Origin of the sequence: Streptomyces sp. NPDC049541 (genome assembly GCF_044465725.1) — a bacterium.
Lineage (GTDB): Bacteria > Actinomycetota > Actinomycetes > Streptomycetales > Streptomycetaceae > Streptomyces.
Window position 1 is genome coordinate 527,771 of the sequence record NZ_JBITLY010000001.1, and the last position, 17,247, is coordinate 545,017.

General features: G+C 71.2%; 12 protein-coding genes. 11 read left to right on the forward strand and 1 reads right to left on the reverse strand.

Annotated features, from left to right (window positions below):
• Positions 1-109 precede the first annotated feature (109 nt).
• From ACIBW9_RS02400 to ACIBW9_RS02410, 3 genes are all read left to right on the forward strand, one after another.
• A complete protein-coding gene (locus ACIBW9_RS02400; RefSeq protein ID WP_398950400.1) occupies positions 110-1,615 on the forward strand; it encodes a CHAD domain-containing protein in 1,506 nt (501 codons plus the stop codon).
• Positions 1,616-1,708: 93 nt separating this feature from the next.
• Complete coding sequence (locus ACIBW9_RS02405) at positions 1,709-3,688, forward strand: TIGR03960 family B12-binding radical SAM protein (protein WP_398950402.1); 1,980 nt, start codon at positions 1,709-1,711, stop codon at positions 3,686-3,688.
• Position 3,689: 1 nt separating this feature from the next.
• Positions 3,690-4,466 carry a glycosyltransferase family 2 protein gene (locus ACIBW9_RS02410; RefSeq protein WP_398950403.1) on the forward strand — a complete coding sequence of 259 codons (777 nt, stop codon included), beginning with the start codon at positions 3,690-3,692 and terminating at the stop codon, positions 4,464-4,466.
• Here ACIBW9_RS02410 and ACIBW9_RS02415 read toward each other — a convergent pair.
• On the reverse strand, positions 4,439-5,134 hold the full coding sequence (locus ACIBW9_RS02415) for a DUF899 domain-containing protein (RefSeq protein ID WP_398950405.1): 696 nt from the start codon (positions 5,132-5,134) through the stop codon (positions 4,439-4,441). The genes ACIBW9_RS02410 and ACIBW9_RS02415 overlap by 28 nt on opposite strands.
• 121 nt (positions 5,135-5,255) lie before the next feature.
• On the opposite strand from ACIBW9_RS02415, the gene ACIBW9_RS02420 reads away from it, so the two are divergent.
• The 8 genes from ACIBW9_RS02420 (at position 5,256) to ACIBW9_RS02455 (ending at position 17,052) form a co-directional block, all read left to right on the forward strand.
• Positions 5,256-6,335, forward strand: a complete 1,080-nt coding sequence (locus tag ACIBW9_RS02420; RefSeq protein WP_398950407.1) for a hypothetical protein — start codon at positions 5,256-5,258, stop codon at positions 6,333-6,335.
• Between the two features lie 48 nt (positions 6,336-6,383).
• Entirely contained in the window at positions 6,384-7,145 is a 762-nt protein-coding gene (locus ACIBW9_RS02425) for a TIGR03936 family radical SAM-associated protein (protein WP_398950409.1), read from the forward strand.
• A 263-nt stretch (positions 7,146-7,408) separates the two neighbouring features.
• On the forward strand, positions 7,409-11,176 hold the full coding sequence (locus tag ACIBW9_RS02430; RefSeq protein ID WP_398950411.1) for a ribonuclease E/G: 3,768 nt from the start codon (positions 7,409-7,411) through the stop codon (positions 11,174-11,176).
• A 237-nt stretch (positions 11,177-11,413) separates the two neighbouring features.
• Positions 11,414-11,734, forward strand: coding sequence for a 50S ribosomal protein L21 (rplU, locus tag ACIBW9_RS02435; RefSeq protein ID WP_003990208.1), 321 nt, complete (start codon positions 11,414-11,416; stop codon positions 11,732-11,734).
• 14 nt (positions 11,735-11,748) lie between these two features.
• Complete coding sequence (rpmA, locus tag ACIBW9_RS02440; RefSeq protein WP_037854440.1) at positions 11,749-12,003, forward strand: 50S ribosomal protein L27; 255 nt, start codon at positions 11,749-11,751, stop codon at positions 12,001-12,003.
• Between the two features lie 118 nt (positions 12,004-12,121).
• Positions 12,122-13,564, forward strand: a complete 1,443-nt coding sequence (obgE, locus tag ACIBW9_RS02445) for a GTPase ObgE (RefSeq protein ID WP_398950414.1) — start codon at positions 12,122-12,124, stop codon at positions 13,562-13,564.
• Between the two features lie 201 nt (positions 13,565-13,765).
• Complete coding sequence (locus tag ACIBW9_RS02450; RefSeq protein ID WP_398950416.1) at positions 13,766-15,247, forward strand: VCBS repeat-containing protein; 1,482 nt, start codon at positions 13,766-13,768, stop codon at positions 15,245-15,247.
• A 254-nt stretch (positions 15,248-15,501) separates the two neighbouring features.
• Positions 15,502-17,052 (forward strand): alkaline phosphatase D family protein, encoded by a 1,551-nt coding sequence (locus ACIBW9_RS02455; protein WP_398950418.1) that lies wholly within the window; start codon positions 15,502-15,504, stop codon positions 17,050-17,052.
• Positions 17,053-17,247 lie beyond the last annotated feature (195 nt).

The following is a 17,247-nucleotide window of genomic DNA, read 5'->3' on the forward strand; positions in this document are numbered from 1 at the left end:
GGCTGTGCCCCCACACCTCCTTCGGCCTGAACGGCCTCGTCCCCAAACGCCGGACGGGCTGAAAGTGCGCCCCCTGTCCTACCGGATCCGCAGCAACTAGATTCGGTGCATGGCGGACACAAAGCGGGAGATCGAGCGGAAGTACGAGTCCGACGACAGCGGCCTGCCCGACCTGACCGGCGTCGCCGGAATCGACGCGGTCGTCGACAAGGGGGTCGCGCACCTGGACGCCACCTACTACGACACCTCCGACGAACGCCTCGCCGCGTCCGCGATCACCCTGCGCCGCCGCACCGGCGGCTCCGACGCGGGCTGGCATCTGAAGTTCCCGGTCGCCCCCGGTGTCCGCGACGAGATCCAGGCCCCGCTCTCCGACACCGTCCCGCGCAGCCTCGCCGGGCTGGTCCGCTCCCGGGTGCGCGACGCCGAGCTGCTGCCCGTGGTCCGGCTGCGCTCCGACCGCGACCTGCGTGACCTGGTCGACGCCGGGGGCCGGGTGCTCGCCGAGGTCAGCGTGGACGCCGTGTACGCCGAACGGCTCACCGGCAAGGGCGGCTCGGCCCAGTGGACCGAGCTGGAGGTGGAGCTCGCCGACGGCGGCGACCCCGCCCTCCTGGACAAGGTCGACAAGCGGCTGCGCAAGGCGGGCGTACGACCCTCCGCATCGGCCTCCAAGCTGGCCCGGGCCCTCGCGGAGACCGCTCCGAAGAAGAAGCGCAGCAAGCAGCGGCAGGACGAACCACCGGTGACGGCCGGCGACCACGTCCTCGCCTACGTCCGTGAGCAGCGCGACGCCATCGTCGAACTCGACCCCGCCGTACGGCAGGACGTGTTCGACTCCGTGCACCGCATGCGCGTCGCGACCCGCCGGATGCGCAGCGCCTTCCGCTCGTACGGCAAGGTCCTGGACCGCAGCGTCACCGACCCCATCGGCGGGGAACTGAAGTGGCTGGCCGGCGAGCTCGGCGTGGACCGGGACCGGGAAGTGCTGACCGAGCGCCTGGCGGCGGCCCTGGACGAGCTGCCCAGGACGCTGCTCTCCGGCCCGATCCGCACCCGGTTGCGCACCTGGATGAACGCCCGCCGCGGCGGTTCGCGCCGCCGTCTGACCGGGGTCCTGGACTCCCAGCGCTATCTGAAGCTGCTCGACAGCCTGGACGCGCTGGTCGCGGACCCGCCGCTGCTGAAGGCGGCCGCCGGGAAGCCGGAGAAGGTGATCACCAAGGCGGTACGGAAGGACTTCGGAAAGCTGTCCGAGCTGGTCGAGCGGGCCCTCGCCCTGGAACCCGGCCACGACCGCGACCTCGCCCTGCACGAGGCCCGCAAGGAGGCCAAGCGGACGCGGTACGCGGCGGAGGCGGCCGCACCGGCCCTCGGCAGCCCGGCAACCGAGCTCTCCCGGTCGATGAAGTCCCTGCAGAACCTGCTCGGCGACCACCAGGACAGCTTCATGACCCGTCAGACCCTGCGTGAGCTGTCCGCCGTGGCCCATGCGGCGGGGGAGAGCTCGTTCACGTACGGAGTGCTCTACGGGCGCGAGGAGGCGCGGGCCACGGCCGTGGAGCTCCAGATGCCGGCCGTCTGGCGGGAGGTCAAGGACGGGATGCAGGTCTGAGCGGTCGGGGCCGGTGCACAGCCGCGTTAGGCTAGATGGTCACCCCTGTCAGTTCAGGTCGTCCCATCAGCCCATCCCACGAAGGTTCGCGAGATGTCTGCCGAAGTCGCTGCGGCCGCCGAGTCTGTGTTCCCGCAGCTCGAAGCTCTGCTCCCGCATGTGCAGAAGCCGATCCAGTACGTCGGCGGAGAGCTCAACTCCACGGTCAAGCCGTGGGAGTCCTGTGACGTCCGCTGGGCGCTCATGTACCCGGACGCCTACGAGGTCGGGCTGCCCAACCAGGGCGTCATGATCCTCTACGAGGTCCTGAACGAGCAGGAGGGCGTCCTCGCCGAGCGCACCTACAGCGTGTGGCCGGACCTGGAGGCGCTGATGCGGGAGCACGCCGTCCCGCAGTTCACGGTGGACAGCCACCGGCCGGTGAAGGCCTTCGACGTGTTCGGGCTGAGCTTCTCCACGGAGCTGGGCTACACCAACATGCTGGCGGCCCTCGACCTCGCCGGGATCCCCCTGGAGTCCAAGGACCGGACGCTCGACGACCCGATCGTCCTGGCCGGCGGCCACGCGGCCTTCAACCCCGAGCCGATCGCGGACTTCATCGACGCGGCGATCATCGGCGACGGCGAGCAGGCCGTTCTGGACATGACGAAGATCATCCGCGACTGGAAGGCGGAGGGCCGCCCCGGCGGCCGCGAGGAGGTCCTGTTCCGCCTCGCGAAGACGGGCTCGGTCTACATCCCCGCGTTCTACGACGTGGAGTACCTCCCCGACGGCCGTATCGCCCGTGTCGTACCCAACAAGTCGGGCGTCCCGTGGCGCGTCTCCAAGCACACGGTCATGGACCTCGACGAGTGGCCCTACCCCAAGCAGCCCCTGGTCCCGCTCGCCGAGACGGTCCACGAGCGCATGTCGGTGGAGATCTTCCGCGGCTGCACGCGCGGCTGCCGCTTCTGCCAGGCGGGCATGATCACCCGCCCGGTCCGCGAGCGCTCCATCACGGGCATCGGCGAGATGGTGGAGAAGGGCCTGAAGGCGACCGGCTTCGAGGAGGTCGGCCTGCTCTCCCTGTCCTCCGCGGACCACAGCGAGATCGGTGACATCGCCAAGGGCCTCGCGGACCGGTACGAGGAGGACAAGATCGGCCTGTCGCTCCCGTCGACCCGGGTGGACGCCTTCAACGTCGACCTGGCGAACGAGCTGACGCGCAACGGCCGCCGTTCCGGCCTGACCTTCGCCCCCGAGGGCGGCTCGGAGCGCATGCGCAAGGTCATCAACAAGATGGTCTCGGAAGAGGACCTGATCAGGACGGTCGCCACCGCCTACGGCAACGGCTGGCGCCAGGTGAAGCTGTACTTCATGTGCGGCCTGCCGACGGAGACGGACGAGGACGTCCTGCAGATCGCCGACATGGCGACGAAGGTGATCGCGAAGGGCCGGGAGGTCTCCGGCTCCAACGACATCCGCTGCACGGTCTCCATCGGCGGCTTCGTCCCCAAGCCCCACACCCCCTTCCAGTGGGCCCCGCAGCTCTCGGCGGAGGAGACCGACGCCCGCCTCGAAAAGCTCCGGGACAAGATCCGCGGCGACAAGAAGTACGGCCGCTCGATCGGCTTCCGCTACCACGACGGCAAGCCCGGCATCGTCGAGGGCCTCCTCTCCCGCGGCGACCGCCGGATCGGCCCCGTCATCCGCGCCGTCTACGAGGACGGCGGCCGCTTCGACGGCTGGCGCGAGCACTTCTCCTACGACCGCTGGATGAGCTGCGCCGACAAGGTGCTGCCCGCCTTCGGCGTGGACGTCGACTGGTACACGACGCGCGAGAAGACGTACGAGGAGGTCCTGCCCTGGGACCACCTGGACTCCGGTCTCGACAAGGACTGGCTCTGGGAGGACTGGCAGGACGCCCTCGACGAGACGGAGGTCGAGGACTGCCGGTGGACGCCGTGCTTCGACTGCGGGGTGTGCCCGCAGATGGACACGCACATCCAGATCGGCCCGACGGGCAAGAAGCTGCTGCCGCTGACGGTCAGGAACGCCGGCCCGGCGCCCGCTTCGAGTGGCCACACGCACTGACGTGAACCTCGTCGTCTCCGTCGTCACGCCGGTGCACGGCGGCGCTGTCCGTTTCCTCCCCGACGCCTACGCCTCGCTGCTCCGCCAGGATCTTCCCGGCGGATGGTCCTGGGAGTGGTGCGTACAGGAGGACGGCGGCGATGTCCGCGCGCAGGTGTATCTGCCGGCCGACGATCCGCGGATCCGGATCTCGGCGTCCCGTGCCGGTGGGCCCCACGTGGCGCGGACCATGGCGTTCGCGCGCTCGACCGGTGCCTATGTGAAGACGCTGGACGCCGACGACCAGCTCACCCCCGGCACTCTCGCCCGGGATCTCGCCGTGCTGGAGGCGGACGCCTCGGTCGGCTGGACCACGTCACGGGTCGTCGATCTCCTCGAGGACGGCAGCACCGTCTCGTTCGAATCGAGCGACCCGCGACCGGGCCGGCTCCCCAGGGGCAGCGAGTTCGGCTTCTGGGCCGAGCACCACCGGCCGCAGGTCCACCCCGCCACCCTGTGTGTCAGGCGCTCCCTGCTGGCGCTGCTGGGCGGCTGGATGGCCCTGCCCGCCTCGGGCGACACCGGGCTGCTGCTCGGTCTGGACGCCCTGGCGGACGGATGGTTCATCGGCGAGACCGGCCTTGCCTACCGCAAGCACGGCGGCCAGATCACCGCCCATCCCGACCATCGCAGCGGCGCGGAATGGGAGGCCCGCATGTCCCTGATCCGTGAGCATGCGGAGGCGATCCGGGCGTGGGCCGGCACCGGGGTTCAGCTGGCGCCGGAGCCCGGGCCGTAGAGCGCGGCGATGTCCTTGGACGTCGCCCACCGGCTGTAGGTGGGGGACTGGGGCCAGCCCTCGGGTGAGTCCTGCCATTGCTCCTGACGGCCGTACGGGAGGAGATCGATCAGCGCGAAGCTGTGGCTCAGCTGCTCGGTGCCGCGGCCGTCGGTGTGCCAGGTGCGGTAGACGGTGTCGCCGTCGCGCAGGAAGACGTTGACCGCGAACCCGCCGCCGGGCGGTGCGCCGACGTCGGACCCGAAGGAGCTGTTGGCGGTCGAGTACCAGGTCATGCGGTTGCCGACGCGCCGCTTGTAGGCCAGTGCCTCCTCGATGGGACCCTGGGTGACGACGACGAACCGCGCGTCGTAGTTGTCCAGGAACTCCAGGCGGGTGTACTGCGACGTGAACCCGGTGCAGCCCGGGCACTGCCATTCCTGGCCGGCGGACCACATGTGGTTGTAGACGATCAGCTGCCTCCTGCCGTCGAAGACGTCCGCCAGCCGGACGGGGCCGTCCTCGCCGTCGAGGGTGTAGTCGGGCATCTCGACCATCGGCAGCCGGCGGCGCTCGGCGGCGATGGCGTCGAGTTCCCGTGTCGCGGCCTTCTCCCGGGCCCGCAGTGTTGCGAGCCTGCTCTCCCAGGTCGCGGCGTCGACGACGGGTGGCAGCGCGTGGTTGGTCATGGTCCCCTCACAGAGCTCGCGCGTGACTTTCGCTTGTACGGGGGTGGACCGTGCGGGGCTGCGGAACTCATCGGTGTTCCGACGGGGGATCCGGACGGGCGGCCACGGCGTCTGTGGGGGTATGGATCTGCAGAAGCCGCCCACCGGACACCCCGAACAGCAGCCCGCGCGGCAGTCGCCCGAAGGGTGCCTCGTCGTGGCGATCCGTCTTCCCGTGCGGATCGTCGTGCTCGTGCTGGTCGTGCCGGTGCGGATGGTGTGGGACGCGCTCGTCGTCACCGGGCGGTTCCTGAACGACACCGTGCTCCGGCCGGTGGGGCGGGCGCTGCTGTGGGTGGCGCGGGCGGTGTTCGTGTGGCCCGTCGTGGGGCTGTGGCGGTATGTCCTCGTGCCGCTCGGCAGGGCGCTGGGATGGCTCGGGAACGTGTTCCTCGTGGTGCCGCTGAAGTGGTTCCACGGCTATGTGCTGACCCCGCTCGGGCAGGCCCTGGTGTGGGTGTACGCGCGCGTGCTGACGCCTGTCGGGCACGGCGTGATGTGGGTGCTCAGGGGGGTCGGGGCGGTGCTCGCCCTGCTCGGGACCAGTGTGTTCGCCGGTCTCGCGTGGCTGGTGCGGTATCTCGTCGTCGTCCCCGCGGTGTGGGTGTACGCGCGCGTGCTCGCGCCGGTCGGCCGGGCGGTCGCGTGGCTCGTGGGCGTGGTCGCCACCGGGGTCGGGATCGGCCTGTACTGGGTGGGCCGGGTGCTGTTCGTGCTGCCGGCGCTCGCCCTGTGGCGGTGGGTGCTGGTGCCCGTCGGGCGGACCCTGGCGGTCGTCGGGCGCGAGGTGGGGCAGGCGATCGGGCATGCCTGGCGGGTGGCCGGGCGGATCTCGCTCGCCGTGGGGCGGGCTCTCGCAACCCTCTTCCGGTGGATCTTCGTGGAGCCCGTGCGCTGGGCCTACCGGACCGTGCTCGCTCCGGTCGGACATGTCGTACGGGATGCCGTGCTGCGGCCCGTCGCGGAGGCGGCGCGCAGTGTGGGGCGGGCCACCAGGCTGGCGCTCGCCTCCGCCCGGGAGGCCGCACGGCAGGCGCGTGCCGACTTCCGGCGGCTGCTCTTGGGGGAGCCCGAGCGGACGCGGGCTGTGGACCGGCGGGAACCTACGGCCCGCGAGACACGTACTCTTGGTAGCAGGACGACCGCTCTCACGAAGGACTGAACGACACTGGGCAAGCGACAGCCCGAAGGCCCGCCGCCCGCACCCGCGGTGCAGCGCATCCGACTGCGTTACACCAAGCGCGGCCGCCTCCGGTTCACCAGCCACCGTGACTTCCAGCGCGCCTTCGAGCGTGCGCTGCGCCGCGCCGAGGTGCCCATGGCGTACTCGGCGGGGTTCACGCCGCATCCGAAGGTGTCGTACGCCAATGCCGCACCCACCGGCACGGGCAGTGAGGCGGAGTATCTGGAGATCGCCCTCACCGAGGCGCGGGACCCGGAGAAGCTGAGGCTGCTGCTCGACGAGTCGCTGCCCGCCGGGCTCGACGTCGTCGACGCGGTCGAGGCACGGACCTCCGGCCTCGCCGACCGGCTGACGGCTTCCGTGTGGGAGCTGCGGCTGGACGGCGTGGACCCGGCCGAGGCGGAACGGGCCGTAGCGGCCTTCAACTCCGCCGAGGCCGTCGAGGTCCAGCGGATGACCAAGAACGGCGTCCGGACCTTCGACGCGCGCCCCGCGGTCGTACAACTTGAAACGCATAGTGATCCGGCTGATAGGCCGACCGACCAGCCCTGTGCGATACTGCGGCTGGTTGTTCGGCACGTGACGCCTGCCGTACGACCCGACGACGTCCTGTCCGGTCTCCGCGCCGTGGCCGACCTGGCGCCGCCGGTCCCCGCAGCGGTGACCAGGCTGGCGCAGGGGCTGTTCGATGAAGAGACCGGCACGGTGACCGACCCGCTCGCGCCCGACCGCGAGGCAGCGACGGCCCCCATGGCCGATTCCGCTGCCGCCGCGAAGGCGTCGGCGTAAGGAAGGTCCCGCGAAGGACGGACGTCGAAGCGCCGCCCTCGTACTCGGGAGCCACCTGGGTCGGGCAGCGCACCGACACAGAAGACTTTCGCCAGGCCGTACGCAATAGGTGTACGGAACCGGCGAGACAGGACACAGAGAGCTCCCGTGCGGCGCCCGCGCCCCGGACGGCGGCACCGCGCATCGCGCGAGCCGCGGACGTCACCGGCGATCAACGCCGGACCAGGCGCGGCGCCCGGGAGCCTGACGGGAGAAAAGCCCGCATGCTCGAACCGACCGAACCCACCGAGGGTTCCGAACTGAACACCCCCAGCGACACCTTGCCGCCGCGTCGTCGGCGCCGTGCCGCCTCGCGTCCGGCGGGTCCTCCCGCCGGTGCCGCCTCCGAAACCCCGGAGGAGATCGTCGCGCCGGCCATACCGGCCGACACCGACAGCGAGAAGAAGCCCGACGAGACCGAAGAGGTCGCCGAGGCCGAGGAGACCGAAGAGGCCGCCGAGGCGCCTTCGGTCGTCGAGGAGCCTGCGCCCGTCGCGCGGACGCGTCGTCGTGCGACCCGCCGGGTGTCCGCTCCTGCCGGGGCGCCCGCTGCGGCCGAGGCCGCCGAGACCGTGGTGCCCGCTGCCGCTCCGGCCGCGGAGCCGGCCGCTGCCGAGGTTCCTGCCGAAGCGCCCGCCGAGTCCGACGAGGACGCCGCTCCGCGCCGGACCCGTCGTCGCGCCACGCGCCGTGTGTCGGCGCCCGGCGAGGCACCCGTGAGCGTCGAGGCGACCGCTGCCGAGGAGGCCGAGGCGCCCGCCGAGGCCGAGGCACCTGCCGTCGAGGCCGTCGAGCCGGCCGAGGACGCTGCCCCGCGCCGTACGCGCCGTCGTGCCACGCGCCGCGGGTCCACGCCGGTCGAGGAGACCTCCGGCGCCGAAGAGGCGCCCGCTGCCGAAGAGCCCGCTGCCGTTCCGGCCGCCGCCGAGCAGGCCGAGGAGGACGGCGCGCCGCGGCGTACCCGCCGCCGTACCGCCCGCAAGGCCGCCACCGGCTTCGCCGAGCCCGCGCAGAGTGCCGCCGCCGAGAGCGTCGAGGACGAGGGTCCGCGGCGGCCGGCCCGTCCCGCCGTCGCCGTGTTCCAGGCGCCCGTGTTCACCGAGCCGCAGTTCCAGACGCCGCAGCGGGCCGCCGCCGAGGCGGCCGCCGAGGCCGAGACCGCCGAGCCGGAGGAGCTTCCCGAGGAGCAGGCCGGGGCGCGGCGCCGTCGCCGTCGCCGGGGTGCCGCGTTCGGTGAGGAGGCCGAGCCGCAGGCCGTCGAGACCGCCGTGGAGGACGAGGCGGAGGAGGCCGAGGAGTCCGCCGAGGACGGCGCCGAGGGCGACGAGTCCGAGGACACCGGTTCGCGCCGTCGCCGTCGCCGTGGCGGCCGTCGCCGCCGGCGTGGCGAGTCCGCCGACTCCGCGGGTGACGACGAGTCGGAGGACTCCGACGAGCTGGCCGCCGTACAGGCCGCGCAGGACGCCGAGGACACCGCCGAGCAGGTCGAGGACGACGAGGAGGACGAGGCCGGCGAGAGCGGCGGCTCCAGCTCCAGCAACCGCCGTCGCCGGCGCCGTCGTCGTCGTGCCGGTGACACCTCCGTGGACACCGAGCCCGGCGAGGGCGACCCCGAGCGCACCGTCGTCAAGGTCCGCGAGCCCCGCCCGAAGGCGGAGCCGTCCGACGAGGTGCAGTCCATCAAGGGCTCCACGCGTCTGGAGGCCAAGAAGCAGCGCCGTCGCGAAGGCCGTGAGCAGGGCCGCCGTCGCGTGCCGATCATCACCGAGGCCGAGTTCCTGGCCCGCCGCGAGGCCGTCGAGCGCGTGATGGTCGTGCGCCAGTACGGCGAGCGCACGCAGATCGGTGTGCTCGAGGACGGCGTGCTCGTCGAGCACTACGTCAACAAGGAGCAGGCCACCTCGTACGTCGGCAACGTCTACCTGGGCAAGGTCCAGAACGTGCTGCCCTCGATGGAGGCCGCCTTCATCGACATCGGCAAGGGCCGCAACGCCGTCCTGTACGCCGGCGAGGTCAACTTCGAGGCGCTCGGCATGGCCAACGGGCCGCGCCGCATCGAGTCCGCCCTGAAGTCCGGCCAGTCGGTGCTCGTGCAGGTCACCAAGGACCCGATCGGGCACAAGGGTGCCCGTCTGACCAGCCAGGTCTCCCTGCCGGGCCGCTACCTCGTGTACGTCCCCGAGGGCTCGATGACCGGCATCAGCCGCAAGCTGCCCGACACCGAGCGGGCCCGGCTGAAGACCATCCTCAAGAAGATCGTCCCCGAGGACGCGGGCGTCATCGTCCGCACCGCCGCCGAGGGCGCTTCGGAGGACGAGCTGCGCAGGGACGTCGAGCGGCTCCAGGCGCAGTGGGAGGACATCCAGAAGAAGTCCAAGAACGGCAACGCCCCCACGCTGCTGTACGGCGAGCCGGACATGACCGTCCGGGTCGTCCGCGACATCTTCAACGAGGACTTCACCAAGGTCGTCGTCAGCGGCGACGACGCGTGGGAGACCATCCACGGCTACGTCTCGCACGTCGCCCCGGACCTCGCCGACCGGCTGTCGAAGTGGACCAGTGAGGTCGACGTCTTCGCCACGTACCGGATCGACGAGCAGCTCGCCAAGGCCCTGGACCGCAAGGTCTGGCTGCCCAGCGGCGGTTCGCTGGTGATCGACCGGACCGAGGCGATGGTCGTCGTCGACGTCAACACCGGCAAGTTCACCGGTCAGGGCGGCAATCTCGAGGAGACGGTCACCAGGAACAACCTGGAGGCGGCCGAGGAGATCGTGCGCCAGCTGCGGCTGCGCGACCTCGGCGGCATCATCGTCATCGACTTCATCGACATGGTGCTGGAGTCCAACCGGGACCTGGTGCTGCGGCGCCTGCTGGAGTGCCTGGGCCGGGACCGTACGAAGCACCAGGTCGCCGAGGTCACCTCGCTCGGCCTGGTCCAGATGACCCGCAAGCGCGTGGGTCAGGGCCTGCTGGAGTCCTTCTCCGAGACCTGCGTCCACTGCAACGGCCGCGGTGTCATCGTGCACATGGAGCAGCCGACCTCCGCCGGTGGCGGCGGCAAGCGCAAGAAGCGCGGGCGCGGCGGCGACGGGCACGAGCACGTGCACGAGGCCGCGGTGGCCGCCGAGGCCCCGGAGGCCGAGGAGACCGAGGCCGAGGTCGCCGCCGAGGTCGCCGAGCCGGTCGCGCTCTCCGCGCCCGCCTTCGCGCCGGACGAGGAGCTGTACAGCAGCGTCGCCGAGGCGGAGGCCGCGGTCGGCCGTGGCCGTTCGCGGCGCCGCGCGAGCCGTCGGGCGTCCGCTCCGGCGGGTGCGCCCCGGCGTGAGGCACCGCGGTACGAAGAGGCCGAGGTGCCGACCGCCCAGGACGTGACGGTCGAGGCAGAGGTGGAGCGTCCGGTGCAGCCGGAGCCCGCCGCCGAGGCGCTGGCCGAGCCCGCCGCCGTGGAGGACGCCGTGGTTCCGGCCGAGGCCCCGGCCGCGGACGAGGCAGCGCCCAAGGGGCGTACGCGCCGTCGTGCGACCCGCAAGGTGTCCGCGCCGGCCGGCTCGCCCGCAGGGGCCGAGGCCACCGTGGTGACCGTCGCCGAGACCGCGCAGGTCGCGGAGGCCGCACCGGCGGAGGCCGTCGCGGAGCCCGAGGCTCCGGCCGAGAGCGCCGCTCCGGCCCGCCCGCGGCGCCGTGCGGTGCGCAAGGAGGCCGCGCCGACCGCGTCCGAGGAGACGGCCGTCGTGGTCGTCCCGTCGGCTGCGGAGGAGCCGGCTGCCGCGGAGGAGAGCGCCGAGGAGGCGGCTCCGGCCAAGAAGACGGCCGCCCGCAAGACGGCGAAGAAGGCCACCGCGAAGAAGGCCGCCACCAAGAAGACCGCGGCCGCCAAGAAGACGGCGGCCAAGAAGGTCACGGCCAAGAAGGCGGCGAAGACCGCCAAGACGGCCGCGGCCAAGTCGACGGCGAAGAAGACCTCGGTCTCGGCCGCCGCCGACGAGAGCTGAGCAGAGTGCGCCGTGCGGCCGGTCCCTGTGACCGGCCGCACGCGTGCGAGGCCAGGCCCGGTTTGACCCCTCCGGCCACGGCCCCGTAACCTTGACCGTCGGCGTGTCCTTGGATATGGGCGCGCCACATCCCCGTAAACCTCATTCCTCCAGGGCACTGGGTGCTCCGGAGAGGCTGCCCGTGCCGGGTGGCTGGACTGCGGGGGTGCCGTTCCCGAGCGAGAGAGTGAGATCCGCGTGTACGCCATCGTGCGCAGCGGTGGTCGCCAGCACAAGGTTGCTGTCGGCGACATCGTTGAGGTTGACAAGATTTCCACTGCCAAGGTTGGCGACACGGTCGAGCTCTCGACCCTGCTCGTTGTCGACGGCGACGCTGTGACCAGCGACCCGTGGGTGCTGGCCGGCATCAAGGTCCAGGCCGAGGTCGTGGACCACCACAAGGGCCAGAAGATCGACATTCTGCGCTACAAGAACAAGACCGGCTACCGCCGTCGTCAGGGCCACCGCCAGCAGTACACGGCGATCAAGGTCACTGAGATCCCCACGGCTGCGAAGTAAGGGACTGAGGAGAGATGGCACACAAGAAGGGCGCATCGTCCACCCGGAACGGTCGCGACTCGAACGCCCAGCGGCTCGGCGTGAAGCGCTTCGGCGGTCAGGTCGTCAACGCGGGTGAGATCATCGTCCGCCAGCGCGGCACCCACTTCCACCCCGGCGCGGGCGTCGGCCGTGGCGGCGACGACACGCTGTTCGCGCTGCAGCCCGGTGCGGTGGAGTTCGGTACCCACCGCGGCCGCAAGGTCGTGAACATCGTTCCGGTCGCCTGAATCAGGCCCTGATCGGAAGCTTTGCGCGAGGCGGACCTCACTTCCCTGGTGGGAAGGCGGGTCCGCCTTTCGCGTGTTGACATAGGTAACACCCGTACGTAACTGGAGGCACCCCACCATGACCACCTTCGTGGACCGCGTCGAACTGCATGTCGCCGCGGGTAACGGAGGTCACGGCTGTGCCTCCGTCCACCGTGAGAAGTTCAAGCCGCTCGGCGGACCCGACGGCGGCAACGGCGGGCGCGGCGGTGACGTCATCCTCACCGTCGACCAGTCCGTGACGACTCTTCTCGACTACCACCACTCGCCGCACCGCAAGGCCACCAACGGCAAGCCCGGCGAGGGCGGCAACCGCTCTGGCAAGGACGGCCAGGACCTCGTGCTGCCCGTGCCGGACGGCACCGTCGTCCTCGACAAGGCCGGCAATGTGCTCGCCGACCTGGTCGGACACGGCACCTCGTACGTCGCCGCGCAGGGCGGCCGCGGCGGGCTCGGCAACGCGGCGCTCGCCTCGGCGCGCCGCAAGGCGCCCGGGTTCGCGCTGCTCGGTGTCCCCGGCGATGTCCAGGAGATCGTCCTTGAGCTGAAGACGGTCGCGGACGTGGCGCTGGTGGGCTACCCGAGCGCCGGCAAGTCCTCGCTGATCTCGGTGCTGTCGGCCGCCAAGCCGAAGATCGCCGACTACCCGTTCACCACCCTCGTCCCCAACCTGGGTGTCGTGACGGCCGGTTCGACCGTGTACACCATCGCGGACGTGCCGGGGCTGATCCCCGGTGCCAGCCAGGGCAAGGGGCTGGGGCTGGAGTTCCTGCGGCACGTGGAGCGGTGCAGTGTGCTGGTGCATGTGCTGGACACGGCGACCCTCGAGTCCGAGCGGGACCCGGTCTCCGACCTCGATGTCATCGAGGAGGAGCTGAAGCAGTACGGCGGGCTCGACCGGCGGCCGCGGATCGTCGTACTGAACAAGATCGACGTACCGGACGGCAAGGATCTCGCCGAGATGGTGCGGCCGGATCTGGAGGCGCGCGGATACCGGGTCTTCGAGGTGTCGGCGGTGGCTCATCTCGGGCTGAAGGAGCTGTCGTTCGCGCTGGCCGACCTGGTGGCGAAGGCGCGCGCCGCGAAGCCGAAGGAGGAGGCGACGCGGATCGTCATCCGGCCCAAGGCCGTCGACGACGCGGGCTTCACGGTGACGCGCGAGGACGACGGGCTGTTCCGGGTGCGGGGCGAGAAGCCCGAGCGCTGGGTGCGGCAGACCGACTTCAACAACGACGAGGCCGTCGGGTATCTCGCGGACCGCCTCAACCGCCTCGGTGTGGAAGAGGAGTTGATGAAGGCGGGGGCCCGGTCGGGCGACGGTGTCGCCATCGGACCCGAGGAGAACGCCGTCGTCTTCGACTGGGAGCCGTCGGTGATGGCCGGGGCGGAGATGCTGGGCCGTCGTGGTGAGGACCACCGGTTCGAGGCGCCGAGGCCCGCGGCGCAGCGGCGTCGTGATCGGCAGGCCGAGCGTGATGAAGCCTTTCAGGAGTACGGGGGCTTCGAACCGTTCAGTGAGTAGGCGGGCGGCGGCTTCGGTTCCGTCAACTGGGGGCTGCCGCCCCCAGGCCCCCGCTGTCGGCCCTTGAGGGGCCTCGTCCTCGAACGCCGGACGGGCTGGATGGGGCAACCCTCTCGGCCGGTGGGGAGTCGTACTGGGCAGCGCGGATGAGGATCTTGAACCTCTCCGTGGGTAACTGTCCTTCAGATTCCCGGAGTCGACGTGTCCGAGTCCGTTGTTGTACCCAGAACGCGGCGTGCCGTCGCGGTCGCGATCGCTCTGCTTGCCGCGACCGGTGTGGTCTCGCCGCTCGCCCATGCACAGCCCGCCGCGGTGAAGAGTGTCCGGCAGGACTTCAACGGTGACGGGTACGAGGACCTCGCCACCGGGGCGCCGGGCGCCACGGTCGGCGGCAGGAAGGCCGCCGGTTATGTCGCTGTCGTGTACGGGTCGGCTCATGGGCTGAACCTCGCGAGCAAGCGGGTCTTCACCCAGGCGACGCCGGGTGTTCCGGGTACCCCCGAGGCGGGTGACCTCTTCGGTGCGCATCTGACCGCCGGTGACCTGGACGGCGACGGCTACACCGATCTCGTGGTCCCGGCGGCGGGCGAGCAGTGGACGCAGGGCGGGGTGGCCCGGCACGGCAGTGTGACCGTGCTGTGGGGCGGGAAGAGCGGGCTTTCCGGCGGGACGATTCTGCCGGGTGCCCGCACCGACGGTACCGCGCGCGTCGTCGCCGGTGACTTCGACGGGGACGGGCACGCCGACCTGGTGGGGCCCTCGTCGCTGGAGTCGGGGCCGTTCAGCCGGACCGGAGTGCCCGCCCGCAGCCAGGACATCTCCTTCACCGACGCCGATGTGCAGGTGCTGGACGTGGCGAGCGGGGACGTCGACGGCGACGGCATCAGCGACCTGGTCGTGCTGACCGGGCCGTTCGACTTCGACGACCCGGGCGACCTGAACGTCGGGCACACCCTCCTCTATCGGCACGGCACCCGGAGCGGTCTCGCCTCGCCGGTGCATCTGAAGGACGGCGAGGGCCGGGAGATCGAGGGCGGTGAGAGCATCGCGCTCGGTGACGTCAACGGCGACGGGCGGGACGATCTCGTCTTCGGGCGGCCCCGGGTCGCGTACTCCGGCGAGGGCACGCCCGACCCCAGCGAGTACGGCGAGCGGATCGGCGTGGTGCTCGGTACGGCACAGGGGCCGCAGGCCGCCGACCCGCGCACGATCGACCAGGACACGCCCGGAGTGCCGGGGGCGACGGAGTCCGGTGACGGCTTCGGTACGGATGTCGCGGTCGGTGACGTGAACGGCGACGGTTACGCCGACATCGCGGTCGGTATTCCCGGTGAGGACTTCTCCGGGGTGACTGATGCGGGGACCGTCGCCGTCGTTCCCGGCAGTGCGTCCGGGCCCACCGGCGCCGGTACGAAGGTGTTCAGCCAGAACACCGCGGGCGTCCCCGGCACGGCCGAGCGCGCGGACCACTTCGGCGAGGCGGTCACCCTCCTCGACGGCGACCATGACGGCCGTGCGGACCTGGTCGTCGGCGCGCCCGGTGAGAACTCGAATGCCGGTTCGGTATGGGGGTTCCGTTCCACCGCCTCCGGGGTCACCACCACCGGCTCCCTCTCCTTCGGCGCGACGGCCCTCGGTACGAACCCCGAACTCGCCCGCCTCGGCAGCGAGTTCACCCGCTGAGTCCATGCCCCTGGTCGAGGCTGACGTCGAACTCGGCTTGAACTTCGCTCACTGAACAGCCCCTTGCCCGGTGTCAATTGACGGCATGTAGGGCCCGTTGCGGCAAAATCACGTTGTCGTGTTGTTCCCGTGTCGCAACGGGCCTTCTGTTGTCTGCTCATTTGTCATGCACGCGAAGGCTTCAGTTCAGCGGGTGGACCGCCCGGTTGCGTGAGCTTTCACGTGTCCAGGCTTGCGAGACAGGGGAGTTCGCGATGACCGGAGCAATCTCGCCCGACCGACGCCGCTTTCTGACCGCCGGTGCCGCCGTCCTCGGCGCCGCCGCGTCCGCCCAGCTCTGGCTGCCGGGCACGGCCCGCGCGGCCGAAGCCACCCTGCCCGACGGCGTGTTCAGCCTCGGCATCGCCTCCGGCGACCCGCTGCACGACGGCATCGTGCTGTGGACCCGGCTCGCCCCCGACCCCCTGAACGGCGGAGGCATGCCCGACGCCGTGGTCCCGGTCGAGTGGGAGCTCGCCGAGGACGACCGGTTCAGAAAGCCCGTGCGCCGGGGTGTCGCCCAGGCCCGGCCCGAGTACGGGCACAGCGTTCACGTGGACGTACGGGGCCTGCGCCCGGACCGCTCGTACTGGTACCGGTTCCGTACGGGCGGTCAGATCTCGCCCACCGGCCGCACCCGCACAGCCCCGCACCCGCACAGCAGGGGCGGTTCGCTGCGGGTCGCGCTCGCCTCCTGCCAGAACTGGCAGCACGGCTATTTCACGCCGTACGCCGACATGCTCGACCAGGACCCCGACGTCGTCCTCTTCGTCGGCGACTACATCTACGAGTCCGCGCCCTCGGCCACGGCCGTGCGCAGGCACGAGGGCACGGGGGAGCCGTACACCCTGGAGCAGTACCGCAACCGGTACGCGCAGTACAAGACCGACCCCGATCTCGCCGCGGTGCACGCGAGCATGCCCTGGGTGGTCACCTTCGACGACCACGAGGTCGACAACGACTGGGCCGGCGAGATCCCGCAGGACCCCGACAAGCAGCCGCACGACGCGTTCGTGGCGCGGCTGACGGCGGCCTTCCAGGCGTACTACGAGCACATGCCGGTGCGTGCCTCGGCGATCCCGAACGGCCCGCACATCCAGATGTACCGGCGGCTGGAGTTCGGCCGCCTCGTCCGTCTGAACGTCCTGGACACCCGGCAGTTCCGCAGCGACCAGGTGACCAGCCAGGCGGCCGCCGAGAACCCGTCGCTCACCATGCTCGGCGCCGAGCAGAAGAAGTGGCTCCTGGACGGGCTGGAGTACTCCCCGGCCCGCTGGAACCTGATCGCCTCGCAGATAATGATGGCCGAGACCGATCTGCAGATCGGCGAGGGCAAGCTCTGGTACTACGACGCCTGGGACGGCTACCAGGTCGAGCGCAATGCCCTGCTGGAGGAGTTCGCCGACATCCGCAACCCGGTGGTGCTCAGCGGCGACCGCCACCTCACGATGATCAGCGACCTCAAGGCCGACTACGACGACCCGGACTCCGAGGTCGTCGGCGCCGAGTTCGTCGGTACGTCCATCTCCAGCAACGGGGACCAGGACCAGGCCGCCTTCCACGCCGAGTGGGACCCGCGGATGCCCGACAACCCGCACTGGAAGCTGATCGACGCCCACCGCGGCTACCACCTCCTGGACATCGACCGTGACGGCATCGACGCGCAGGTGAGGGTCGTGGACACGGTGCGCCGGCCGACCGCCGCGCCGAGCACGCTGGCGCGGCTGCGGGTGGAATCGGGCGAACCCGGCGTGCGGCTGGTCTGACCCTCAGCGCAAACCGTTGCCGCGGAATCCCCATAGGGAATTCCGCGGCAATGGACTCCCTGAGGAGCCGCATTCCAGAGGCTCGTTCATAACGGCGCGGGCATGCATATGAAGAACGCGTGCAGCCCGACGCCGCAGGACGTGAAGGTGCCGGCCCCGCAGTGGTCCGTCGAGGCCGCCACCTGGACCGCCGCC